At 46.1% G+C, this 23,706-nt stretch carries 20 protein-coding genes; 14 read left to right on the forward strand and 6 right to left on the reverse strand.

Features of this window, described 5'->3' with window-relative positions:
- Positions 1 to 305 precede the first annotated feature (305 nt).
- Positions 306 to 1,499, forward strand: a complete 1,194-nt coding sequence (locus tag CLV98_RS01955; protein WP_229203162.1) for a sialidase family protein — start codon at positions 306 to 308, stop codon at positions 1,497 to 1,499.
- 14 nt (positions 1,500 to 1,513) lie between these two features.
- On the opposite strand, the gene CLV98_RS01960 is transcribed toward CLV98_RS01955, so the two are convergent.
- Positions 1,514 to 2,464: a D-2-hydroxyacid dehydrogenase gene (locus CLV98_RS01960; protein ID WP_109672326.1), complete on the reverse strand. Its 951-nt coding sequence runs from the start codon at positions 2,462 to 2,464 to the stop codon at positions 1,514 to 1,516.
- Between the two features lie 267 nt (positions 2,465 to 2,731).
- Here CLV98_RS01960 and CLV98_RS01965 point away from each other — a divergent pair, with 267 nt between their 5' ends.
- Positions 2,732 to 3,379, forward strand: coding sequence for a carbonic anhydrase family protein (locus CLV98_RS01965; protein ID WP_109672327.1), 648 nt, complete (start codon positions 2,732 to 2,734; stop codon positions 3,377 to 3,379).
- A 169-nt stretch (positions 3,380 to 3,548) separates the two neighbouring features.
- Here CLV98_RS01965 and CLV98_RS01970 read toward each other — a convergent pair whose 3' ends face one another.
- The 4 genes from CLV98_RS01970 to CLV98_RS01985 all read right to left on the reverse strand — a co-directional run bounded on the left by CLV98_RS01970 (position 3,549) and on the right by CLV98_RS01985 (position 11,115).
- On the reverse strand, positions 3,549 to 5,924 hold the full coding sequence (locus CLV98_RS01970; protein ID WP_109672329.1) for a M1 family metallopeptidase: 2,376 nt from the start codon (positions 5,922 to 5,924) through the stop codon (positions 3,549 to 3,551).
- 28 nt (positions 5,925 to 5,952) lie between these two features.
- A complete protein-coding gene (locus CLV98_RS01975; RefSeq protein ID WP_109672331.1) occupies positions 5,953 to 6,576 on the reverse strand; it encodes a HupE/UreJ family protein in 624 nt (207 codons plus the stop codon).
- Positions 6,577 to 6,910: 334 nt separating this feature from the next.
- Positions 6,911 to 8,254 carry a beta-helix domain-containing protein gene (locus tag CLV98_RS01980; protein ID WP_109672333.1) on the reverse strand — a complete coding sequence of 448 codons (1,344 nt, stop codon included), beginning with the start codon at positions 8,252 to 8,254 and terminating at the stop codon, positions 6,911 to 6,913.
- 44 nt (positions 8,255 to 8,298) lie between these two features.
- Positions 8,299 to 11,115 (reverse strand): TonB-dependent receptor, encoded by a 2,817-nt coding sequence (locus CLV98_RS01985; protein ID WP_109672335.1) that lies wholly within the window; start codon positions 11,113 to 11,115, stop codon positions 8,299 to 8,301.
- Between the two features lie 513 nt (positions 11,116 to 11,628).
- Between CLV98_RS01985 and CLV98_RS01990 the strand changes: the two genes are divergently transcribed.
- Positions 11,629 to 12,312: a hypothetical protein gene (locus CLV98_RS01990; RefSeq protein ID WP_109672336.1), complete on the forward strand. Its 684-nt coding sequence runs from the start codon at positions 11,629 to 11,631 to the stop codon at positions 12,310 to 12,312.
- Between the two features lie 64 nt (positions 12,313 to 12,376).
- Here the strand turns inward: CLV98_RS01990 and CLV98_RS01995 are convergent, their stop codons facing one another.
- Positions 12,377 to 13,816 carry a M14 family zinc carboxypeptidase gene (locus CLV98_RS01995; RefSeq protein ID WP_229203163.1) on the reverse strand — a complete coding sequence of 480 codons (1,440 nt, stop codon included), beginning with the start codon at positions 13,814 to 13,816 and terminating at the stop codon, positions 12,377 to 12,379.
- 584 nt (positions 13,817 to 14,400) lie between these two features.
- Here CLV98_RS01995 and hisH point away from each other — a divergent pair.
- The 11 genes from hisH (at position 14,401) to porU (ending at position 23,655) form a co-directional block, all read left to right on the forward strand.
- The gene (gene hisH, locus CLV98_RS02000) at positions 14,401 to 14,988 is read left to right on the forward strand and encodes an imidazole glycerol phosphate synthase subunit HisH (protein ID WP_109672340.1); all 588 of its coding nucleotides are present in this window, start codon (positions 14,401 to 14,403) and stop codon (positions 14,986 to 14,988) included.
- Positions 14,989 to 15,006: 18 nt separating this feature from the next.
- Complete coding sequence (gene hisA / locus CLV98_RS02005; RefSeq protein WP_109672341.1) at positions 15,007 to 15,729, forward strand: 1-(5-phosphoribosyl)-5-[(5-phosphoribosylamino)methylideneamino]imidazole-4-carboxamide isomerase; 723 nt, start codon at positions 15,007 to 15,009, stop codon at positions 15,727 to 15,729.
- A 66-nt stretch (positions 15,730 to 15,795) separates the two neighbouring features.
- Entirely contained in the window at positions 15,796 to 16,569 is a 774-nt protein-coding gene (hisF, locus tag CLV98_RS02010) for an imidazole glycerol phosphate synthase subunit HisF (protein WP_109672343.1), read from the forward strand.
- A 54-nt stretch (positions 16,570 to 16,623) separates the two neighbouring features.
- Entirely contained in the window at positions 16,624 to 17,253 is a 630-nt protein-coding gene (gene hisIE, locus CLV98_RS02015; protein ID WP_109672344.1) for a bifunctional phosphoribosyl-AMP cyclohydrolase/phosphoribosyl-ATP diphosphatase HisIE, read from the forward strand.
- A gap of 14 nt (positions 17,254 to 17,267) precedes the next feature.
- Positions 17,268 to 17,603, forward strand: a complete 336-nt coding sequence (locus CLV98_RS02020; RefSeq protein WP_109672346.1) for a phage holin family protein — start codon at positions 17,268 to 17,270, stop codon at positions 17,601 to 17,603.
- Positions 17,604 to 17,669: 66 nt separating this feature from the next.
- Positions 17,670 to 18,008 (forward strand): hypothetical protein, encoded by a 339-nt coding sequence (locus tag CLV98_RS02025; RefSeq protein ID WP_109672348.1) that lies wholly within the window; start codon positions 17,670 to 17,672, stop codon positions 18,006 to 18,008.
- A gap of 93 nt (positions 18,009 to 18,101) precedes the next feature.
- Positions 18,102 to 18,539 (forward strand): hypothetical protein, encoded by a 438-nt coding sequence (locus CLV98_RS02030; RefSeq protein WP_109672349.1) that lies wholly within the window; start codon positions 18,102 to 18,104, stop codon positions 18,537 to 18,539.
- Positions 18,520 to 19,293: a phosphoglycerol geranylgeranyltransferase gene (locus CLV98_RS02035; protein WP_109672351.1), complete on the forward strand. Its 774-nt coding sequence runs from the start codon at positions 18,520 to 18,522 to the stop codon at positions 19,291 to 19,293. The genes CLV98_RS02030 and CLV98_RS02035 overlap by 20 nt, the downstream gene beginning before the upstream one ends.
- A gap of 151 nt (positions 19,294 to 19,444) precedes the next feature.
- On the forward strand, positions 19,445 to 19,627 hold the full coding sequence (locus tag CLV98_RS02040) for a PG1828 family lipoprotein (protein WP_109672353.1): 183 nt from the start codon (positions 19,445 to 19,447) through the stop codon (positions 19,625 to 19,627).
- Positions 19,628 to 19,700: 73 nt separating this feature from the next.
- Entirely contained in the window at positions 19,701 to 20,318 is a 618-nt protein-coding gene (locus CLV98_RS02045) for a SprT family zinc-dependent metalloprotease (RefSeq protein ID WP_158281187.1), read from the forward strand.
- Positions 20,296 to 23,655: a type IX secretion system sortase PorU gene (porU, locus tag CLV98_RS02050; RefSeq protein WP_109672356.1), complete on the forward strand. Its 3,360-nt coding sequence runs from the start codon at positions 20,296 to 20,298 to the stop codon at positions 23,653 to 23,655. Before CLV98_RS02045 ends, porU begins: the two co-directional genes overlap by 23 nt.
- The last annotated feature ends 51 nt before the right edge of the window (positions 23,656 to 23,706 follow it).

Here is a 23,706-nt window from a genome sequence, read left to right on the forward strand (position 1 = left end):
CCGCCTAAGGCTTACTGCCTAAGGCCTACCGCCTACTGCCTAAATACGTTCCGCTGCGCGGTTAAAGGCGGCCGCCGCGCGGTTAAAGGTCAAAGGTGTGCTAGTAAGACCAGGTCCAGCGCTCGCCTACCGCCTAAGGCCTACCGCCTACTGCCTAAAGCCTTTTATGAGTCTAAAACAAAAAGATTGTCTATTATTAGCCCTGTCTTTACTATGGTACGTACTGTAGATAAAACCTAGCTGATAATACAGTGGCATCCGGGGTGTCTGGGGGGCTGTATGGCTATTACCTTAACCTACTTTTAATGATGTTGACAAGAATTTTTAGAGGTGCTTTATTTTTACTGTTAAGCCTGGGATTTGCTCCTTCTAGGGGGCAAGTGGCCGATTTTTCTAGGGTTCCTGGGGTGGTGATCACCCATAGTCCAGCTTCTTCGGGAAAATATATTGGTTCGCCGAGCTTGGCCATCTTACCCAATGGGGATTATGTGGCTTCTCACGATTTCTTTGGGCCCAAATCTACCGAGCATGTAAGTGCTGTTTCCTGTATCTTCCGTTCGTCGAATAAGGGTAAGACCTGGCAACAGGTAGCCGAAATTGACGGGCAGTTTTGGTCTAAGTTATTTGTGCATCAAGGGGCTCTTTTTCTAATGGGTACTAACCGCCACCATGGCAATACCATCATCCGGAAGTCTACCGACCAAGGTAGTAGCTGGACTAGCCCCACAGATGCCCAGCATGGATTGTTGAAAGAGGGCGAGTACCACTGTGCTCCCATGCAGCTGATCGTCCATGACGGTAAGTTGTGGAGGGCTATGGAGGATGCCGCCGGGCCTCCTCGTAACTGGGGGAAGCGCTACAGCCCCTTTATGATGTCGATACCATTGGACAAGGATCCCATGATCGCTTCCAACTGGAGTTCTTCAAGTTTTATCCGCTTCGACTCTACTTACCTCAACGGGAACTTTGGTGGTATGCTAGAAGGCAATGCCGTAGTAGAGCCAAATGGGACCATTTGGGATATTTTGAGGGTGGACGATCGCTCTACGCAGGATGAAAAAGCCGCTTTTGTACGCATTAGCTCCGACGGGAAAGTAGCCAGTTTCGATGCCGCCACGGGGTTCAGGCCTTTGCCAGGGGGGAGTAAGAAATTTATGATTCGTTACGATGAAAAATCGAAAGGGTATTGGATGATCACCAACAATATAACGGAGGAGTCTCGTGCCGCAGAGCCCAGCCGTAATCCGGCGTCTATTCGCAATACCCTTTCCCTTTATTTTTCCAAAGACCTAGCCACCTGGACTCATAAGAAGACCTTGCTTCAACATCCCGAAATTAAGCATCATGGGTTTCAGTATGTCGATTGGCTTTTTGATGGGAAGGACATCCTCTTTTTATCGAGGACGGCCTTCGACGATGGCTTAGGTGGCGCGCATAACAACCATGATGCCAATTTTATGACCTTTCACCGCATCAAAAAATTTCGAAAACTACTTTAATTAAGCGATTAGTATTACAGCTTATTGGTCGGGGCTCCTTCGCTATAGGCCTTCAGGTTGCCAGCCACCATGGATAGCAGCCGTTGGCGGGCTTCGAAGGAGGCCCAGGCGTTGTGCGGGGTAATGATACAGTTGGGTGCAGTCAATAATGGGTTATCCGATTTTGGGGGCTCTTCAGAAAGGACGTCCAGGCCTGCCGCCGCAATCACCCCTTCCCGGAGTGCATCGGCCAGGGCTTTTTCATGAATCAAGGGGCCTCGTCCCGTATTGAGTAGGATGGCGTTGGACTTCATCGAGGCCAGTCGTTGCTCGTTAATAATCTCGTGTGTTTCTTCGGTAAGTGGGCAGTGAAGGCTAATGACGTCGCTGGTCTCGAAAAGCCTTTCCAAAGTTACCATTTCGATAAACTTTTTATCGGTCTTTTTTGGGTTTTTTCGGTAGGCTACTACCTTCATGCCCAGTGCATGGGCCAAGTCGGCCACTCGTGTACCAATATCGCCTAGGCCAATTAGTCCCATGGTTTTGCCATCCAGTTCTGAGAGGGGTGTTTTGGTGTAGCAAAAATCTTCGCAAGACTCCCAATCGCCCCTTTTTACGCTTTGGCTATGGAGCTCTACATGATTGGCAATGGCCAATAGTAGTCCGATGGTGTGTTGGGCCACAGAGGCAGGCCCGTAAGCCTTTACGTTGGTCACGGTGATCCCTCTTTCTTTGGCCGCTTCTAAGTCGATATTGTTATACCCTGTGGCCATAACCCCTATATATTCCAGCAAAGGAAGCTGATCAATGATTTCCTTGTTGATCACGATTTTATTGACTAGGATAGCTTTAGCACTCCTAGATCTTTCGATAATCTGGAATTTGGTACTCCTGTCATAAACTGTTAAAGAGCCTAGGCTCTCAATGGGTGCCCAGTCCAAATCTCCTGGGTTAAGGGGGTATCCATCAAGTACGACGATGTTCATGGTATTTTGAATTTTAATAGATGATGGACCGCTTGGGAACGGTGCCATCGGAGGATTTATATTAACACATAGGGATTTAGCTCCGGAACTTGGAGTTACTTCTCTACTTAAATGCAAAGCTATATCATTTTTAAAACTGTACCAGTCATTTCTACTTTTTGAAAGAAATCTAATTAAGAAGGTATACTTAGGTACCTGAAAATGTGATTTTGAATCGTCTATTCTTATCTTCGTTTCAAAAAAAGGACTTACTGATCTGTTAATACTATGAAAACATTGACCAAAGAAGCCCAAGAAGCCTTGACCCCGAGTACCGCCCTCGACCTCCTTGTGGCGGGAAATAAACGCTTTGTGGATAATCTTAAGATTAATCGCAACTTGCTTCAACAAGCCAATGAAACGTCGGATGGGCAGCATCCCTTTGCCGTGATATTGAGCTGTATCGATAGTAGAACCTCCGCTGAGCTCATCTTTGACCAAGGGCTTGGGGATATTTTTAGTGTTCGGATTGCTGGCAATATTGTCAATGACGATATTTTGGGCAGCTTAGAATTTGGCTGTAAACTAGCAGGTGCCAAGATTATCGTGGTGCTTGGCCATACCAACTGTGGAGCTATTAAGGGTGCCTGTGACGATGTCGAATTGGGTAATCTTACAGGCCTGCTGTCTAAGATAAAGCCAGCAGTAGAGTCTGAAGTGAGTGAACAGACCGAACGTAACTCCAAAAACTCAGAATTTGTAGAAAAAGTGTCGACGATCAATGTGAAGCAAACCGTAGAGGCCATTATGGATCGTAGCCCTATCCTGAAGGAGATGATTCAATCTGGTGCACTAGGTATTGTAGGAGGGATGCACGAAATAGCCAGCGGGAAAGTAACCTTTTTTAATGAAGAACATGACAGTCATGGATTATGACCTAAGTCAATGGCTATAAAAAAAGCGGTTGTCCAAAAGACGACCGCTCCCTATTTGAAATTTAGATAATAGGACTCGATATTGTTCAATTAGAACGGTATAAAAAAGAGACCGACCCATTATAGAAATGAGTCGGTCTCTTTTTTATTCTGAAGTACAGTTTACAGGGTCAATTGCTATTGGCGTCCCCGGCCTTTCCGGCTCCCTCCATTTGCATGGGGTTCATGGGGCGTTTGTACTGCTGTTGCTTAAACAACTCGAAGCGGGTAGGTTTGGCAATTCTAGGGAACGAATTGTTTTCGGTATCGATATCCGCAATCTGGGCATAAGGGTCCAATGTCCACTGAACTACCCGTTTTTTGGTTGTGATTACCTTCGAAATCGTTTGGTTGTTGAATCTCCAAATTTCTGCAGGATAAGTAGCTACGGAATCGGTACCGTCTTCAAAGACCATCTTCACGATAACAGGCATCACCAATCCTCCTTTATTTTTGACAGAAAGGGTATAGAAATTAGTGTTTTCTGTCATCAATTCACGTTCTGTATCCGACAGGCTAGCCATATATTGTTCGTATTTCTGGCGATCGGCACTGGTTACTTTAAAGGGATCGTAGCTATTATAAAAATCAGCCATGGTCGAATCTTTCGCCACTACCGTTTCGTTCATGGTCTCTTTATCTCTTAGTTTCGAAATGGTGTTTTTGCGTTCAGCATCGGCTTTGCGGGCTAGTTCCTTTTCGATTTCAGGATTTTGAGTGTCGAGGCTGAACCAATCCACACTCACCAAGTCTTGGTCTACAGGCTCTGTTCCGTAGAACCAGCCTTTCCAAAACCAGTCGAGGTCCATTCCAGAGGCATCTTCCATGGTGCGGAAGAAGTCGGCTGGTGTAGGGCTTTTGAACATCCAACGGTTCGAATACTCCTTAAAGGCGTGGTCGAATAGCTCCCGACCCATTATGGTCTCTCTGAGTATATTCAGGGCGGCGGCAGGTTTGGCATAAGCATTAGGTCCTAGGCCTATCACGTTTTCGGCAGAGCTCATAATTGGAGAGAGCATAGAAGGATCGGAGGACATATAGTCGGTGATCTGATTAGGCTCTCCACGGCGGGTAGGATAATTGAAATCCCACTCTTTTTCTGCCAAATATTGCAGGAATGTGTTTAGCCCTTCGTCCATCCAGGCCCACTGGCGCTCGTCGCTATTGACGATCATGGGGAAGTAGTTGTGGCCTACCTCGTGGATAATAACGCCGATCATCCCATACTTAGTCGCTTCGCTATAGGTTCCATCGGGTTCTGGCCGGCCGCCATTAAAGCTGATCATAGGGAATTCCATACCACCACCTGCTACGGAGTGGCAAGAGATAGCCACGGGGTAGGGGTATTCGAAGGTACGGTTGCTGTACGAAACTAGGGTGTGCTCAACGGCACGGGTCGAATATTGTTCCCATAGCGGGTTGCCCTCCTTAGGGTAGTAGGACATACACCAGATCTTTCTGCCGTTTTTGTAAACGTCACTTTGCTTAGCATCCCAAATAAACTTACGACTGCTGGCAAAAGCGAAGTCCCGTACATTAGTGGCTTTAAAAATCCATGTTTTCTTGCCTGGGTTTTTATTCTCTCTTTTTTCTGCCTTTTCTACCTCTTCCTGGTTAACGATAATCACCGGAGTCGCACTAGTTTCTGCCTTTTTTAGCCGTTGTTTTTGCGTGCTGGTAAGTACTTGGTTGTAGTTTTGACACTCTCCGCTAGCCGCCAATATATGGTCGCCGGGGACGGTGATCGCTACCTTGTAATCGCCGAAGTTCAAGGCAAATTCGCCTTGTCCCAAGAACTGCTTATGGTTCCAGCCGTTTACGTCGTCGTAGGGAGCCATGCGTGGAAACCAGTGTGCTATAAAAAAGGCGTCATTACCATCTTTTGGGAAGTGCTCGAAGCCACTTCTACCGTAGTACTCGGTAATGTTATAGGCCCAGTCTACTGAAAACACCAAGTTAGTGCCTGGTTTCATAGCCGCTGGTAAGTCTATCCGCATCATGGTATTGTTGATGGTGTAAGGAAGGGCCTTACCCGCCTTGTCTTTAACGGCTTTTATTTCGTAGCCATAGGTGATGTTCGGGTCCAGCTTAGAGCCACGGCCATTGTTTAAGGAGGCCAGTTGGCTGGTACTCATGCCATTGGGATTAACCGATCCCGTGCGCGACATTCCTGCTACGCCGTCTTGCTTAAAGAGGTTTTGTTCAAGCTGTAGCCAGATGTATCGTAGGTCATCTGGGGAGTGGTTGGTGTAGGTGATGGTCTCGGTACCGATAATCCTGCGGTTTTCTTCGTCGAGTTCGGCCTTAATGTCATAGTCGGCGCGTTGTTGCCAGTATTCCTTGCCCGGTGCGCCAGAGGCCGTGCGGTAGGTGTTAGGCGTGGGCAGGGTAGTGCCGAGTTGTTCAAACTGGTCGTTGGCTTGGTAGTTTGGATTGGACGACATCCTCTGGGCAGAGGCACTGGTCGCTATTCCAATAGCCAAAACAAAAATAAAGCATTTTTTCATTTTAAAATTGGTTGATGGATGATGGGGGTTAATTGGCGGCTGTATTAAAAAGACTAGGAAGGTATTCGTTCTGAAAAATCAGGGAGATGGCCATTCCGGCGATAATTCCGGAGATGATCAGGTTCCAGGTTAACTTCGTTACACGGAGTATTTCTACCAATACAAAAGATAAAGATAAGAACACCACCACGATGATGAGCTGGCCTATTTCGAGCCCTAGGTTGAATCCCAGTAAGGGGTATACGATGTCGGCTTCGCCGCCCAGTAGTGCCCTGAGATAGTTAGAAAATCCCATTCCATGAATGAGCCCAAAGCCTAGAGCCACAGGATAGCGATAGTTGACTTTGGGTGATTTTTGGATGAATGAGAAAACGGGTGGCTTATAAAAAAAATTGGCGAAGGCCGTCATCAGGATCGTGATCGGAATGAGGAGCTCGATAAGATCGGGAGCGATGCTTACGATGTTCAAGGTGGCTAGGGCCAAAGTGATAGAGTGGCCTATGGTAAAGGCAGTAACTAGGATAAAAACTTTTTTGAATTCGACTAATGTATAAATGCTACATAATGCCATGATAAAAAGAATATGGTCATAACCATTGGCATCTGTGATATGTTCGAAACCTAGGAGAAAGTAAGCTTGGAAATCTGACATTAATTTGCGGTAGGGTTATATGAATAGGATAGGATAGTTGTTAAAACAAAAATCGATGTGCTAATATATTTTAATTCGTTCAGTAAACAAAATAAGGGCTCTGAGCGCCTGAGATAAAGCAAGAAAGACCGGGAGCAATTGCCCCCGGCCTTTCTAAATTCTGACACCAATTATTTAAGATTTTTATTAGACCGAATCACGAAAGGTATTTTATGAGCGTTTTCGCTGTAGTCAATGATCTACCTGGCATTTGCTGGATAATCATTTTCAGGAAAAACCTGACTGCTGAAAGCCGATTGCCGACAGCAATACGAACCAGTCGTGATATAGTCTGTTATTTTTCTAATTCGTAGTCGGTATTCTGAGGATCGAAGTTAGCCCATTTCTCAGTCCAGTTGGTAGTACTGAAAGCACCTACGTAAGTATTCGCTTCAAAGCCTGCAGGAAGCGTAGTTCCACCTGTCAATAGAGGTGATCCTGTCTGAGGCAATACAGATGGAGTAGCCGTGATAGAGTTGAATCCAGTAGCCAATTTAAGGTCAGCTTGAGCCATGATAGCGTTCTTGGCATTTGAAGCAAGGAAGGCTTCTTGAGTGATTCCTTCAACGGCTCCAGCAGACTGTGTTCCAGACAAAGCCAATACCACTCCTTGCATTTGCATTGTACCATTCGTGAAGTTAGCGATGGTAAGGTCGTTTTCTACACGAAGGCCAGTTCTAGGCCATGCACCAGTGAATACGCTGTTATAAGCAGACACGGCTGAGTTACGACGAATACGCAAGGCCGAAGCAAATTTACCGTTCACGGTTCCGTCGGCCATAGCCATGGTGATGTTAGCAAACTTGGCAGCAGTCTGAGGCGTGGCAGTAGATCCTGAACCATCGTTATCGGATTCGAAACCGTTAGAGTCACCAGCCTGATCGGCTACTGCAGGGTCGCGAAGAATCAAACCGTACTGTACCATTCCGTTATACCCGTTGTCGGTATCGAAGTCGTCGTCCAATCCACGGTAAGCGATAAGGTGCTTGGCGTTAACGGTTCCACCGAACCATTCGAAAGAGTCGTCACCACTGTAGGAAACCTGTACGTAATCGATAGTAGTTCCGCTACCTACACCACCGAAGGTAAGGCCGTTAATCTCTTTGTCGGTTTCGAAGGCAATACCAGCGAATTCGATACGAACATATTTCAATGAACCAGAGTTATCAGCAGCGTCAGTTCCACCGAAAGTAGATACGTTTTCACCTTCTACAACGGCGTTAGGCTTGTTAACAGGGGCTTTACCCAAGATGATCAATCCACCCCAGTCACCGGCGGCACGCTGGCCTTTGGCTTGGTTAGAAGTGAAGACAATCGGTGCGTCGGCAGTTCCTTCGGCCATTATTTTAGCACCTGGCTGAATAATTAGGGAGCCCTTAGTAGGTTTATCTCCTTTTATTACCGTTCCTGGCTCGATAGTCAGGGTTACACCGCTTTCAACATAAACAAAACCTGAAAGCAGATACTGGTTGTTGGCCGTCCAGGTAGTGTTCGTAGTGATTTTTCCACTCACTACTTTAGCTTCACCTACTGGTGTTACGATGATTGGATCGTCGTTATCGTCATTATTACAAGATACGAGTCCGAAAACCGAGATTCCCATTACTAACAAGCTGAATATTTTACTTGTCTTTTTCATACTTTCGATGTGTTTAATTAACTATTGAATTTGTAAATTGGGTATTAAAACTTGTAGGTAAGACCGATGGTGGAGTAAGTTCCTTTCCGGTAGGTCTGGTAGCTTTCATCTACAGAAGTGATCTTTTTATCACCATTGCTATCTTGGATCAATCTGTAAGGCTGGTTGAGCAAATCTTGGATTCCTAACTTAATCTCCAGGTGCTCTCCAATTGACTTGATGATGTTCAGGTCGATCACGTTACGTTGCATTTCGTATACGGTAGGTTGAAGGTCGTTGTCACCTACCAGGAAGATCCTGCGGCCCACCACGTTGTAGAGGGCATTTACCTGCCATCCTCTGTTCAGATCGTTGAAGTATAGTCCGGCGTTGATCAGGTAGGGCGATTGTCCTTGCAATTGACGGTCGTTTTCCTGTCCTGCGAAGCCTGTCAATACATTACTCTTGATATAGGAGGCATTCAACAGCAAAGTAAGGTTGTCTACGAAGTTGCTGGTGGTGATTCCCTTCAGTGATTTACGTACCTCTAGCTCAGCTCCGGTAGTATAAGCCGATTCGGCGTTATCCACGTAAAAGGAAATTCCTGATCCCGCATAGCGAATACGTGCTTCGATAGGGTTGGTGAAGTGCTTGTAGAAAACAGCGAAAGAGATGAGCTCACCAGCCGTTGGATAGATCTCGTAACGTAAGTCGATATTCTGGATCGAAGGGGTCTTTAGTTCCGAATTACCTACCCGCGACACGTCGAAATTAAAGTCATAATAGGTAAATGGAGCCAGTTCCCTAAATTCGGGACGGTTGACCGACATGCTATAAGCTAGGCGTAGAAGCGTCTTTTCGGTGAAGTTATAAGCGAAGTTAGCAGAAGGTAGCACCCTTAAAATCGGATTATTTACATCTATATTCGTTCCTGATCCACGTTGTCGACTCTGGAGCTTCTGAACGTTGTTCTCAACCCGAACTCCCAAGGATGCATTGAATTTATTGCTGAAGGGAATGTAGCTGCCAATATAGCCGGCTAACAGTGTATTCTGAGCATCGTAACGGTCGTCATAGTTGGTTCTTTCTGCATAGTATAGTTTATCCAAACCTATATTCTCGGAGTCGAATATTTGACTTCCAGGTTGTGATAATATTTCTTCTGGTGTATTTCCAGGGTTCGTTAAGTTAAACCATCGGGCCTTAAAGCTTCTATCCTTATATTCGCCATAGGCACCGGCACGAAGCTTAATCTCCATGTTTTCGTCGTCTTCATAGCCATTCCTTTTGATGCGATGTTCAAGGTCTACACGGAATGAGGAAGTATATTCATTGAGGGTAGAGTAAAAACGTGCCCCACGGCTCAAGCTGGCGTTGCTTCCCGGTACTATTTCTACCCGGAAAGGGTCTGTTGATCCAATCCTGCGGCTAGTCACGAATCGGCGATAATCAGGCTCATCCCGGTGAGTCAAGCCATAAGCTCCAAGCCATTTTAAGGTAGTGGCTCCCGATAGTTCGTGCGTGCCGCCTAGCTGTCCGGAGTAAATGCTCTTGGATTCGTAACGGAAAGCATAGCTTTGTAACTCGGTACTGTTGTCGGTGTTATATCCTTGACGGAAGTTGGTCTCTTTATTGGACAGTTGGTTAAACAAGTTTCTAAACTCTATCTTATGATTGGGATTGAGGATCAAAGCCCAGTTCGACAGGACTCCAAGTCGAACATTTTGTTTGAAAAGCTGGTCATCATATTTCGATTGGATCTCGGATTCCCCGTTGCTAGCATCGAATTGGAGGTAACGATGCTGTGAAGTTGGTAAATATTGGTTCGTCGACGAATAGTTGATATTGTTAAATGTCGTTAGTTTGCGATCTCCAACCTGGAACTTGGCATTATAACCCAATGAGGCACGAAGATCGGGGTTAACTGTCTTGGTTTGTAGGGTGTAATATTCTGGCAAGTTACGGAATGCATTGAGGCTGTTTTCCGACGGGCGGTTCTCGGACTGTAAGGTAGAAGTGCTCGGGAAGTTCGAAGAGAGCACTCGGCTGCTGGCTCCAAAGCCCGTCCAATCCGTGGAGGATCCTTTGTAGTCTTGTACCGAATTGAATGTCGTGTTGCCACGGATACCCGTTGAAAGGCTCAAAGTCAATCCGTTTTCATCGGGTACTGTTTTGGTATAAATCTTGATAATCCCCCCTGCAAACTCGCCAGGAAGCTCCGCCGATCCCGACTTGTAAATCAGCATCCTGTCTATGGCCGAACTCGGAATAAGATCGAATGAGAAAGACTTAACGTCTACTTCGGATGATGGAGTAATGGCGTCGTTGAGCATTACGGTGTTGTAGCGTTCATTAAGCCCACGTATAATGACGAAGCGGTCGTCCTGAATTGATACCCCGGGAACGCGGCGTATCACCTGCGAAGCGTCTCTGTCTTGTGATTTTTGAATCTGCTGTGCCGAAATACCTACTGCTATTTGCTCAGCTTGTTTGATTTCGGTGATCACCGACACATCGGTAAAGGTTTGGCGTTGCCCTACGATTTTTACTTCGGCTAAGTTGGCTACATCCTCTTCGACGGTGGCGTTGATAAGGACCGCTTGGTTAGGATATACGGTGACATCAATTTCTTTGGGCTTGTACGAAACGTAAGAAACGATGACAGTCTGAGGGCCTGAGGGTATTCCAGTAATTTCGAAATTGCCCTCTACATCGGTGGCGGTACCTACGGGAGGAGTGCTACCCTTGAGAATTACGGTGGCACCAATCACGGCCTCTTTGTTCTGAGCGTCTACGATGGTACCTTTGATTGATCCGGTTTGTGCAAAAACTGTAGAGGCAAAAACAAGGAAAAATAGAAGAAGAAAGTAATTTCTGGTCATATATAAGGTGTCATTATTTTATGACACAAAAGTAGACCTTCAATGTTACCTTAATATTAAGCCAGTGTTATGGCTTAATTATATAAAAAAATCGTAATTATTGAAAATCAAGTATTTATAAACAATGGACTTGCTATTTGGTTCAAGTCAATAGCCTATTTCGTTCTATAGGGCGTACAAGCCCCCACTTGGGTTGATTATAGGTTAATAGCGAGTAGTTGATACTGGTTAAAGTATAAATTTTGCTAGGTAGACAATCGTTAAGGATCCGTTTCCTTATTTGTACGGGCCTATTTGTTAGTGTCCATTTTCTTGGTCTTTACTATAACGTTTATTTTTAGTACAGCGCTGCGACCGAAAGTCCTGTCTTTACAATTATATTAAAAACGAGCTAGAATGAATCCTCCGAGCGGGTATGGGTAACCAGTAATGTCAATATATTTAGGAGCGCTTACAACGTTTCAGTCCCCCCCACTGTCGTAAGAGTATCTGTCATCTTACCATTTCCGACCTATGAAAGTTCTTGTATACCTTATTGCCCTTTCTTTTATTTTTGTTATGCCTGGTTGTATTAATGACAATTCCATGGATCCTGAATTGATAACCGACCCACCCATGTCAGAGCTGATTAGCTCGGACAGTCTATCGGCCGGAAGTCACCTGGGGCTGGGTATTGGCACCGAGGCAATAAAAATTTATGAGGCTATTCAAGGCCTTAAAGCCAGCCAGGGGGTTTCTTATGTGAATGTCGTAGGGAACACTTCTTCGGACCTGGAGTCCCTTGTCCAGCGGTTGCCTCTGTACCAATATATTTTGTTGGACGAGCAAAAAGGAACCGATACTGGGGTGCAACTAACTTTGGCCGAAGGTCGGATCGCCCATATCTATCTTAATAATGGAGTAAAACTAAGCCAATGGCCTGCCAATCAGAATGGGGAGTCGGCTGTTAGGATGGGCGATAAGGCGGAGGAGTTGTACCAGAAGCTGGTGAATATCCATTCGATAAAGGGGTATGCTTCCAAATTTGAGCGGATCATGCTCCTCACCAAGAATTTGTCTACGGCCTACGACCCGGCTATGGCGGGCTCGTCTCAGTGGTACTTCGCCTATGCGCCAGCCCCTAATTTGATAGAGGAGGTGAAAATTAATTTCGATAATGGACTAGTAAGCGCTATCGTAGTGAATCGCTATCAATAGGCCAGCTTAACCAAGCAAGTAGTATTGCGGCAGGGGTCGCTTACTACTTGCTTGGTCATTCTTTTTACTCTACAATACCATTTCCTGCCTTCGTTTTGAAATTAGCCAGGTCATACACGAAGCCATTCACGACGGCGTATTTCACTACTCCTCCTTTTTTTAATAGAAAAGTGGCCGTTGAGCCGAGTCTGGGGCTATCGATAGGGGCCGATTTGTTATTCCTTAGGATGTGCAAAGGGGCCGTGGTATAATATAGGCCTAGGTTACGCCCCCCATTGTCGGCTGTAAGGCGTATGTAGGTATAGCCTTCTTTCAGTAAGTTAAGTGCATTCAGTTGACTCACCTCCCCAATGGTTTTAAAGGCCTTGGGGTATAATTTCCCTTTTTCTAGGGTGAGGCCTTTCGCATCGATTTCTTGAGTGCCAAATTGCGGATGCAGGTCTCCAAACTCTTCCACTTTACTATAATAGAAAAACTTGGAAGCATTGGCATAGCTCACCTCATTGCGGTTAATGCCTAGGTCGGCCTCAAACGATTTGGTGCCTTGCTTCACCGTAGCATGCCGTATGACCAGGTCGTACAGCCAACGACCATTTTCGGGGATCTCGTAATAGTCGTTTCTGTTCTCTTGCGTCAGGGAGTTATCGGCTATCTTGTCTATGGCCGATAAGATGGCCATAAAATTCAGTCGGCGCAGATATTGCTTTTCAGGATCACCGGCCAGGCCTCCCGACTCGATGAGTACCAAGGTGGTTCCCCATTTCTGAACGTTATCTCCAAAGCCTCTGGGCTCATGGTCGTCGGCATAGCGGCCTACCTTACCGGGAATATAACGTTGAAGCTGGCGGTTCATGGCCACTATCAGCTGCATGGACCGTTCCCGGACGGGGTTTATGGACCTGGGGTAGTCGTAGGCGGTAGCCAGAAACGAAATAGCCGCGGCTTCAGCGCTTCGGCCTACCGAATAGCGAGGGCTTTGGTCGTGCAGGTTAAAACCGAAATCTGGTTTTATTTCGTCAACGAGACGTTTCAATAAGGCTCCTTCCGGGGTTTGCAGAGCGGCAGCATCACGGTTCATGTCTATGCCTTGTGCAGTACGCCGTTGATAGCGCTCGGCGCCATCGGGGTTGAGCATGGGTACAAAGTACAGGGTGGTTTGCTCCAGGATCTTTTTTCTGAAGGCATCGAAGCCATCGTTATGTCGTTCCAAAAAATTGAAGATATCGAAGCTCGCCATGGTGGCGGTGGGCTCGTCTCCGTGCATCTGGGTCCACAGTAGTATTTTCTTGGGGCCTGTGCCTATCCGAACCATCTGGATATTGCGGCCTTCAAAGGATTCTCCCACCTTGGTAATGGTATAAAGTGGGTTGTTACGACGACGGTCGAGTAAGGGTAAAATGTCTTTTTGTTTGAAGCGTCGCTGACTTAGGCCTTGCTCTTTGAAGGTGTGATGCGTCTTATATAGACTGTCAGACAAATCGGTGGATGGTGAAATACTAGTCAAAAGAATAAATAGTAAAGAGGTCGATGAAAGGCGTAAAAAGGTCGCTAACATGGTTTGAAGGCTAAGATAAATGGAAAATATAGTTTTTGTTGTGTTGGATATGTTTTTTTACCTACCAAAATGTACGGTGGGGGTAGGCGCATACCCAGCATGCTGTTGGCTAGGGCCTTAAGCCTTATCGATCCTCTGGTAATCGTAAGTACAGGTTCGCCCTAAAACCCTATTTATGACCAGTTTTCATTCGTTTCGAGTTGGGAGCTGACAAATGGGATAATTCTAAGCAAATTTTAATAAATTAATTCAATTTACGGTTTATTTTTTTCTAAAATTTTGACTACATTTGCAACATGTTAAAAACTGAAACATGTCCTCAATTACATCAAAGTCATCAGGCTTTTGGGCGTCTTGGATGATATGTTTTTGCAAGTAGTGTTGTAATAAGGTTGAATACATAGTATCCCAGAAGCCCGATTCTTATGAATCGGGCTTTTTTCGTTTTTATTCAAATTCGAAGGGGTTTGTTCCCCGGGTTCACTATTTTTCCCTTACTTTTATTAGTTGAATATAAATTACTACGCCTAATCATGAAGACCGTTATTATCAAATACAACGCAGGGAACGTACAATCGGTAATGTACGCACTGGACAGGTTGGGGGTTAGTTATGTCTATTCCGATGAGGAGGCCGAGATTCGTTCGGCCGATCGGGTGATATTCCCCGGTGTGGGAGAGGCCAGTACGGCCATGGCCTATCTTAAAGAGAAAAAATTGGATCTGCTCATCCCCGATCTGAAGCAGCCAGTCTTTGGTACTTGTATAGGAATGCAGCTGATGTGCAAGCATTCGGAAGAGAACGATACGACCTGCATGGGGATATTTGATGTGGACGTGTATAAGTTTGCGGCCATTCCAGGGCTCAAAGTACCGCATATGGGATGGAATAATATCAAGGCTTATCACTCACACCTCACCGACGGGCTACCCGATAACGCCTATGTCTATTTTGTGCATAGCTATGCTGCGCCGGTTTGCGCACAGACGGTAGCAACCTGCGACTATATCGTTCCATTTAGTGCAATGCTCAAAAAGGATAACTTCTATGCAGCACAGTTCCATTGCGAAATAAGTGGAGGTGTTGGTCAGAAAATAATGGAAAACTTTTTAAAGGAATAATCGTACCTACAATTAAATATGATTGAAATAATACCCGCCATCGATATGATCGATGGGAAATGCGTAAGACTTACCCAGGGCGATTATGGTAAGAAGACCATCTATAATGAAAACCCACTCGAAGTAGCTAAGGAATTTGAAGATGCTGGTATCCGGCGTTTGCACCTGGTGGACCTCGACGGAGCCAAAGCAAAAAAGGTCGTTAACTGGAAAGTTCTCGAGCGTATCGCCTCACAAACCCGCCTACATATCGATTTTGGAGGGGGTGTGCAGTCCGAGGAGGACCTTCGAGTGGTCTTTGAAAGTGGAGCCAAACAAGTGACCGGGGGGAGTATTGCCGTCAAAAAACCAGAGCTATTCGAAAAATGGTTGAGTCAATATGGAGGCGATAAGATCATTTTGGGTGCCGATGCCAAAAATGAAAAAGTTGCTGTAAGTGGATGGGAAGAGGGAACGGAGCTATGGGTCTACGATTTTATTGAGAATTATGTAGAAAAGGGAATCTCCTATACCATCAGTACCGATGTGGCCAAAGATGGCCTTCTGCAAGGTCCCTCTTTCGATCTATACAAGAATATTCAAGATAAATGCCCCGATTTACACATCATTGCAAGTGGAGGGGTGAGTAAGTTGGAAGATGTGGAAAAGTTGGCCGAGATGAACGTCTATGGGGTTATTATAGGGAAGGCCATTTACGAAAACCGTATTAAGTTAAGTGAGTTGAAGCGGTTCCTAGTCTAATTTTTTTGGGGAGCACCCCCTTTCATAAATTTAGGGTTGTCCAATCGACCCATCAATACATTATCTATGTTGACCAAAAGAATTATTCCCTGTCTGGATGTAAAAGATGGACGCACTGTCAAAGGTATAAACTTTGTCAACTTGCGCGATGCGGGTGATGCAGTTGCCCTAGGGGCACTATATGCAGAACATGGTGCCGATGAGTTAGTCTATTTGGATATTACGGCTACCGTCGACGGCCGATCGACGTTTATCGACCTGGTGCGTCGGGTGGCTCATACCATCAATATCCCTTTTACCGTAGGCGGGGGAATATCGACGAAGGAAGATGTATCGGCTTTGCTGCATGCCGGAGCCGACAAGGTTTCCATTAATTCTGCTGCAGTAAGGAACCCGGCCCTTATCAATGAGCTCGCCTTGGAGTTTGGGAGCCAATGCATCGTAGTGGCCATCGATACCCGCTATATAGAGACTGAAAATGGAAGGGAGCATATTGTTCATACCCATGGAGGCCGAAAGGCGACCAATCTACGTACCATTCCCTGGGCTACCGAAGTGGAGGACCGTGGGGCAGGAGAAATTCTCCTGACCTCGATGGATACCGATGGCACAAAAGATGGGTTTGCTTTGGAACTTACCGCCTTGGTGTCGGGAGCCGCTAATATCCCCGTGATTGCCTCCGGTGGTGCCGGTAATATGGATCATTTTTATGATGTGTTCACCACGGGCAAGGCCGATGCCGGTCTTGCAGCCAGCATATTTCACTTTAAGGAAATAAGCATTCCGGATTTAAAACAATACCTTTCGATAAAAGGCCTTCCCGTTAGGCTTACCAATTAAATTCTTGGTGCGATTTTTTTAAAGCATTCTTTTGACATTGAAATTATGAATACAATGAATAAAAATAAATCTACGATAGCATTCGATAAGTCGGCCGATGGGCTGGTGCCTGTCGTCATTCAGGATGTACACTCCGACAAAGTACTAATGCTGGGCTTTATGAATGAAGAGGCCTATGAGAAGACACTCCAGGAAGGTACCGTGACTTTTTATAGCCGCAGTAAGCAACGGCTATGGACCAAAGGTGAAACTTCTGGTAACTTCTTGCTGGTCAAGGAGGTTTTGATCGACTGTGACCAGGATACCGTGCTTATAAAAGCCGCTCCAGCAGGCCCTACCTGCCATACAGGTGCCGATACCTGCTTTGGTGAAGTGATAGAAAAAAACAGTAGCAGAGGTGAAGCGGCCTTTTTGAATTACCTGCAGAAAGCCGTTATCAGAGATCGTAAATTGAACCCTAGCGAAAGTTCCTACACGACAAGTCTTTTTAACCTAGGAATCAACAAGATAGCTCAAAAAGTTGGCGAAGAGGCGGTGGAAGTAGTGATAGAGGCCAAAGACGATAACGACGACCTTTTTAAAGGGGAGGTATCCGATCTGCTTTTCCACTTACTGGTACTATTAGAGCAAAAAAATATTGACTTAGATGACGTAATTAGCGTACTTCGTAGTCGACACGCCTAACCCTTTATATATTTATGTCCTTAATAATTCGGCTTTTAATCAGCACCTTGGCAGTTTTAGTTGCCGCAAATATTGTACCTGGGGTACAAGTAGATGGAACCGTAACTGCCGTCATCGTGGCGGTTGTTCTGGCGTTTCTGAATACATTTATCAGACCGGTGCTTCAAATATTGGCTCTACCCATTACCATACTGACCTTGGGCTTATTTTATTTCGTGATCAACGTGCTCATGATTTTCCTGGCCGCCTATTTGGTAGATGGTTTTGCCGTAGATGGCTTCATTGCTGCCTTGTTCTTTGGGTTGATTATGACCGTGGTTTCTTCCGTATTGGGCATGTTTTTGGATTAGGAGACCAGGTGAAGGGCCTCCTAACAACACTTATTCTTTTTCGCATCAGATAAACCTATACACCGTATGATTAATCAACTCGATGAAATAAAAGATACCATCATGCGCTACCTGGAGACGCGCCTCGATTTGTTCAAAATTGAAACGCGAGGCAGGATCGAACAGGCTATCGTGATGGTCGTATATGGCATTTTACTCTACAGTATCGTGCTCGTTGGCCTCACGCTGGGAACGGTATTGTTGGCTAACTATCTCAACGAACGACTGGATAGTGCCTATCTTGGCTATGTTATAATTTTAGGCATCGTCTTGTTAAAGCTGATCGTGTGGGTAGTGTTCCGAAAGTGGACCATGCGCGTATTAGGGGGGATCATTGCCACTTTTATGTCCAAGAAGGAAGAATAATTTATCCAATCTTAGGGCATTTAGTCGGGGCTAATTGTTAATTTTGGCTCCCGGTACGCCAAATGTCCTGTTCATCCATAAACCAGTTTAGAGATGAGTTCATCAGCAGATTTGACTTCGAAAATATCAGCAAAGCCCTTTTCGTCGGATACTCAGGCCCAGAAAGAAGAGCTAGAGTTGGAAATTGGCCTGTTTAAAGACCAATTAGACCAGCAACTCGACGGGCTTAAGACCCAGGCCACGGTGGCAGGTAAAAAGGCCTTGATTGTAGGAGGGATAGTAGCGAGCACCTATATTGTAATGAATGCCTTGCTCCCCAAAGAAAAGGAGGACAAGCCCCAAAAAATTAAGGATATCGAGGTTGACGAGGTAATCGAAATTCCTACTAAAAAGAAAAAAAATAAGGCGACGCAGGAAGTTTTGAAAGCTGCTCAAGGCATAGCTTGGACCCTTGCGGTTGGCTGGGCTCGCAAACAACTAATGAATTATATTGCGGCTGACCGAAGAGCGAATGAGAAAAATAAACTATAATATTAAGGAGCAATTGCTGAAAGAGCGGGCCGACAATAGACGCTCTTTTGCCGTATTGCTCGATCCTGACAAGATAGACTTTGAACAATTCACCGGATTTTTGGAAGTGGCTGTTCAAAATCAGGTCGATTATTTTTTCGTAGGTGGGAGTCTTATCACCGAATATTCCATCGATAAGCTCATTGCAGCGGTCCGACAATATACCCAAATTCCGGTCATTCTCTTTCCAGGAAGCAGCTTGCACATCGACGAATCGGCCGATGCAATTCTGCTTCTTTCCTTGATTTCGGGGCGTAATCCAGAGCTGCTCATTGGCCAGCATGTCATTGCCGCCCCGCTCATCAAAAGGAGTGGATTGGAGGTATTGCCTACCGGTTATATGCTCATAGAGAGCGGTAGGCTTACTACCGTTTCCTACATTAGCAACACCACGCCTATTCCGAGAGATAAACCCGCTATCGCCGCCTGTACGGCTGCCGCTGGAGAGCTTTTGGGGCTGAGTCACATATTTTTAGATGCTGGGAGCGGGGCTATATACCCGGTGCCTCCTAGGGTTATATCTGCCGTTCGCCAAGTTGTGGCTGTCCCGATTTTGGTGGGAGGTGGCATCAATTCTTACGAAAAAGCTTCTTCGGCTTTGGAAGCCGGAGCCGACGTGATCGTGGTAGGAAATGGGATCGAGGAAAATGCTAACTTACTGCCCGAAATAGCCTCTGCTGTTCGCGCATTCAACGAGCGAACTGAAAATGTTTAATGGGTTTTTGGTGGTATAAATTGTACTTTGCGAAGGATGTAAATAGTTTTCTAAGGAAATTTTAAGTTCTTAGAAAAATACAATCCAAAAATTTGGGATTTGTCATTTCTTTGGTATTACCTTTGTAGTGAACCTTAATTACACCCAAAAAATGAAAAAATTCTTTGCTTTTGCTTTTGTTGCCGGGATGGTAGCATTCGCTTCTTGTACTAGCAAACCTGCTGAAGAAGCAGCTGACTCTACTGCAGTTTCTGTTGAATCTGTAGAAGTTGACACTATGGCTGTTGATACTACCATGGCTGCTGACACTACTGTTGAAGTTTCTGCTGAATAATCAGAAAACTCAGGTTTTGAAATTGGAAAGCCCTATTTTTATAGGGCTTTCTTTTTGTTTATAGCCTATGTCCTTGCCCAGCAATTTTTTTAAAGGCTTGGTGCCAGAGTCTGCCGAAGCGTATTGTCAGCAGCTATTTATGGCCCAGCCGGTTCACTTGGTTGTGAGTAGGCCACGGCGTACGCGTCTAGGCGATTTTACTGTCAAGCCAGGCAAGAGGCCTCGGGTGACGGTCAACGCCGACCTCAACCCGTATAGCTTCTTGATCACCTATCTTCACGAAATGGCCCACCTGCGGGTATACCTGCACAGAATGTCGGTGGGTGGCCTACGCGAGGCTCCGCATGGACCTCAGTGGAAGAAAACCTTCCAGGATTTACTGATTCCGGTGGCCAACGAGCAAGTTTTTCCTAAAGAAATACTGGTTCCCTTGGTCGACTATATGAAGAATCCGCGAGCGTCCTCGTCGGCAGATATGCCTTTATATATCGCCTTACGGAATTTTGATACCCTTCAACCCAGCCATGAGAATAAAATACGGCTTCTAGACCTCAATGAAGGGGCTTCTTTCGTTTTTCAGAATAGAGTCTTTGTGAAAGAGACTATTCGCCGTACTCGGGTGCTGTGCACCCATCAGGCTTCTCAGAAACGATACACCATCCCCGCACATGTATTGGTTGAAATATATTAAGACTTTACGACTCCTACTTGCCTCTTTCGTTGGATGTGGCTTTTTGCTCACATTCACTACCCTTAGGGCTCAAAATACCTCCCGATTGGTGTCGGGAGCTTGGATGAAATTGGGCGTTACCAAGACGGGTATCTACAAAGTGGATCGGGACTTTATCCGGAAAATAGGCTGGGATCCTACGAGTATCGACCCGCGTACCGTCAAAATATATGGCCTTGGTGGGGCCATGCTTCCACAAGCCAATAGCCTGGCCCGCCCCGCTGAGCCCCTCGAGGGTGCCGCATGGTTCGATGGCCAGGCAGATGGCCAATGGGATGCCTCCGATGCCTTGTACTTTTATGCCGAGGGGCCGCATACCATCTTTTATGATTCCGATACCAAACGACTGGCTCATCAACTTCATAGCTATAGCGACACCAATTACTATTTTATTACCTATGGGGGCCAAGTGGGTAGGCGTATAGAAAGTAGTGCCTTACCCCCATGGGCTGGACAGCCTCTCCTCACTAGTTTTGTTGATTATTGGTTTCATGAAACGGAAAGGTACAACCTGTTACAATCGGGCCGGAGGTGGTGGGGTGAATATCTTGGGGGCTCCCCTTTGGCAGTAAGCGTTCCAATGTCCGATCTTTTGCCAGGCAGTGAGGTTTCAGTCCGTTTTTCAGCCATAGCTTCTGCTCAGGTTACCACTGGCTTCACCCTTACACTGAATGGAGCTACCATAGGCACGGGGAATTTTGGTACGGTGCCTGGCCAAACCTATACCCAAAAAGGAGCCATTGCCGAAGGGAGTTATGTGAGTACCCTGAGCGGAGCTCCTGCCGATATTCAAAATATTACGGTCGCCTACCATAATAATGGTCAGCTTTCGGCTCAGGCCTTTCTTGACTACCTGACTTTGCAAGGCCTGAGGTCCTTCAAAGCCTACGACCAGCAGCAGATCTATCACTTTTTGCCTGCCAGCTCCGATACCACCAGCTACCATATAGATGGATTGAGCGGGAGTGGGCAGTTATGGGATGTAACGGTGCCCCTGTCGCCAGGGTTGTTGCTGAAGGGTACTACGGCCAATTTTAGCCTAAAAAATAGTCGTCGTTATCGTCGGTTTATAGGCTTTGATCCTCAACAGGCCTTAGTCCCGACCAGCTATAGCCCGGTGGACCAACCTACCGTAGAGGTCTATGCTCAGGTCGCATTGTTGATTATTACCGCCCCTGCTTTCGTAGAACAAGCTCAGAGATTAGCCGATTTTCGGCATTCTCAGGATGGCTTGCCTTCAGCGGTCGTGACCACCGATCAGATTTATAATCATCATGCCTCCGGTAAGGCCGATCCGGTGGCTATCCGCGATTATATCCGCAACGTGTACCAAAATAGTAAGCTCAAATATGTCTTGCTTTTTGGTGATGCTACTTACGATTATAAAAACAATTTGAAGAATCAAACTCCCTCTCAGTGGGCAGCGTGGGTGCCTACTTATCAAAGTAGGGAATCGCTGTTGCCGGTCTACACCTATGCTTCCGACGATTTTTTCGGCTTTATGGACGAAGATGAGGGCGCCTGGGAGGAGTCGGTGGCGGGCGACGAACTGCTCGATATTGGAGTAGGGCGGCTTCCCGTCAAAAGTCTAGAGGAAGCCGATCAGATGGTCGAAAAGCTGATGCATTATCAGTCTCCAGGTTCTATGGGGGCATGGCATAATACGGTACGTTTTGTAGCCGACGACGGGGATGGTAATATTCATCAGTACCACGCCTCCGAACTGGCAAAACTGATAGATCATACTTTTTTGACCAAGAAGATTTTCCTCGACGAACAACCCCAGAAGGCCGTAGAGGGGGGGCAAAGGTCGCCTGCTACCAATGGACTGATACGAGATGGCATAGAACGGGGTTCGCTTATTATGAATTATACGGGCCATGGGGGAGGGAGCGGCTGGGCTGAAGAGCAAATCCTAACCCTTTCCGATATGATAGGCATGAGAGGGTATGATAATCTGCCTATCTTGGTTACGGCCACCTGCGACTTCGGACGGTTCGATAATATGGCTCAGGTGTCGGGTGGGGAGCTGATGGTCCTAAGTCCCAAAGGAGGAGCCATAGCGGCTCTTTCAACTACCCGACCGGTATACTCTAGTACCAACTTTACCTTAAATAAAGCCCTGTATCGGGCGTTGAGCCAAAGTGATACGCTACTGAGGCTAGGGGACTTGGTTCGTGAAACCAAAAATAATTCGCTAGTTGGCAGTTTAAACCGAAATTTTACACTCATAGGCGACCCTTCTATGCCGGTTGTCGACCAGTCGAGGACCATAAAATGGTCCGCTGTGCCCGATACTTTGAGGCCTCAGCAAAGGGTAAAGCTACAGGGACAGATACAATTGACCCGAACCGGCGAATTGGATGGGGATTTCGATGGTGTGGCTTATCTGTCTATTTATGACCAGCCGAGTAGTTTTGCTACCCTTGGCGACCAAGATGGGCCCGAAAAGTATACCGATAACCGGAATAAGCTTTATGAGGGAAGCCTGAGCGTTCAAGGAGGAGCGTTTGAGCTCGAGTTTATAGTGCCTGTCAGCACCGATACGGCTTTTCGGATAGGGCGCGCGAGTGTCTATAGTCGCTCGGGAACTGGGACTCATACGGCATCCGCTCAGCTTCCTTTGGTGATAGGAGGGAAGGCCACGGCTACTTCCAGTGCTGCCACCCAAATCAGTGCTTTTTTGAACGACGAATCTTTCCGGGATGGTGATCTTGTTGAACCCTCTTCGCTGTTGATGGTAAGGCTGCAAGACGAGTTAGGGATTCAGCTGAGCCAACCGGGAATAATACTAAACCTCAACGATACGCTAGAAATAGGCCTTGAAGACTATTATCGAGCCGATTTGGATGATTATACTCGTGGAACGGTAGTTTATCCCTTGCAAGATTTGCCAATAGGGCACTACACCGCAACTGTAAAAGTTTATAATTCTTATAATAACTTATCAAAAATAACGTTCGGATTTGTGGTAGGTGCGCAGCAGGGGATTCAGGTTTCAGACCTGGTGGTGTACCCGATGCCATTTCGAGATCAGTGGTCTTTTGACCTAAAACATAACCGGGCCGATGAAGATGTGGCGCTAGAATTGAGTGTTCTGACCCTGTCGGGAGCATTAATAGGGACCGAAAAATGGATTCTATATAATGCCCCTAAAGACATTCGGAAGAGAGTAACCGATATTGCGTTAACGACCAAATTACAGCCAAATGAAATGTATTTATACCGTCTAATCGTCAAATCATTAGCGGATCGTTCCGTTAGTAAAAGGATGGGAAGGCTTATGCGTGCTCCCTAAGAATCAATAAAACATTTATTTTTTTCATATTAACTATCTTTCATCGTATTT

Source organism: Dyadobacter jejuensis (assembly GCF_003149085.1).
GTDB lineage: Bacteria > Bacteroidota > Bacteroidia > Cytophagales > Spirosomataceae > Dyadobacter > Dyadobacter jejuensis.

Excerpts from the sequence above, each read along its gene's own strand:
- CLV98_RS01985 (WP_109672335.1), bottom strand. The coding sequence starts at position 11,115 with ATGACCAGAAATTACTTTCTTCTTCTATTTTTCCTTGTTTTTGCCTCT.
- CLV98_RS01960 (WP_109672326.1), bottom strand. The coding sequence starts at position 2,464 with ATGAACATCGTCGTACTTGATGGATACCCCCTTAACCCAGGAGATTTG.
- hisH (WP_109672340.1), top strand. The coding sequence starts at position 14,401 with ATGAAGACCGTTATTATCAAATACAACGCAGGGAACGTACAATCGGTA.
- CLV98_RS02020 (WP_109672346.1), top strand. The coding sequence starts at position 17,268 with ATGTCCTTAATAATTCGGCTTTTAATCAGCACCTTGGCAGTTTTAGTT.
- CLV98_RS02025 (WP_109672348.1), top strand. The coding sequence starts at position 17,670 with ATGATTAATCAACTCGATGAAATAAAAGATACCATCATGCGCTACCTG.
- hisF (WP_109672343.1), top strand. The coding sequence starts at position 15,796 with ATGTTGACCAAAAGAATTATTCCCTGTCTGGATGTAAAAGATGGACGC.
- CLV98_RS01955 (WP_229203162.1), top strand. The coding sequence starts at position 306 with ATGATGTTGACAAGAATTTTTAGAGGTGCTTTATTTTTACTGTTAAGC.
- CLV98_RS02035 (WP_109672351.1), top strand. The coding sequence starts at position 18,520 with ATGAGAAAAATAAACTATAATATTAAGGAGCAATTGCTGAAAGAGCGG.
- CLV98_RS01990 (WP_109672336.1), top strand. The coding sequence starts at position 11,629 with ATGAAAGTTCTTGTATACCTTATTGCCCTTTCTTTTATTTTTGTTATG.
- hisIE (WP_109672344.1), top strand. The coding sequence starts at position 16,624 with ATGAATAAAAATAAATCTACGATAGCATTCGATAAGTCGGCCGATGGG.
- CLV98_RS01980 (WP_109672333.1), bottom strand. The coding sequence starts at position 8,254 with ATGAAAAAGACAAGTAAAATATTCAGCTTGTTAGTAATGGGAATCTCG.
- CLV98_RS02030 (WP_109672349.1), top strand. The coding sequence starts at position 18,102 with ATGAGTTCATCAGCAGATTTGACTTCGAAAATATCAGCAAAGCCCTTT.
- hisA (WP_109672341.1), top strand. The coding sequence starts at position 15,007 with ATGATTGAAATAATACCCGCCATCGATATGATCGATGGGAAATGCGTA.
- CLV98_RS01975 (WP_109672331.1), bottom strand. The coding sequence starts at position 6,576 with ATGTCAGATTTCCAAGCTTACTTTCTCCTAGGTTTCGAACATATCACA.
- porU (WP_109672356.1), top strand. The coding sequence starts at position 20,296 with ATGTATTGGTTGAAATATATTAAGACTTTACGACTCCTACTTGCCTCT.
- CLV98_RS02040 (WP_109672353.1), top strand. The coding sequence starts at position 19,445 with ATGAAAAAATTCTTTGCTTTTGCTTTTGTTGCCGGGATGGTAGCATTC.
- CLV98_RS01970 (WP_109672329.1), bottom strand. The coding sequence starts at position 5,924 with ATGAAAAAATGCTTTATTTTTGTTTTGGCTATTGGAATAGCGACCAGT.
- CLV98_RS01965 (WP_109672327.1), top strand. The coding sequence starts at position 2,732 with ATGAAAACATTGACCAAAGAAGCCCAAGAAGCCTTGACCCCGAGTACC.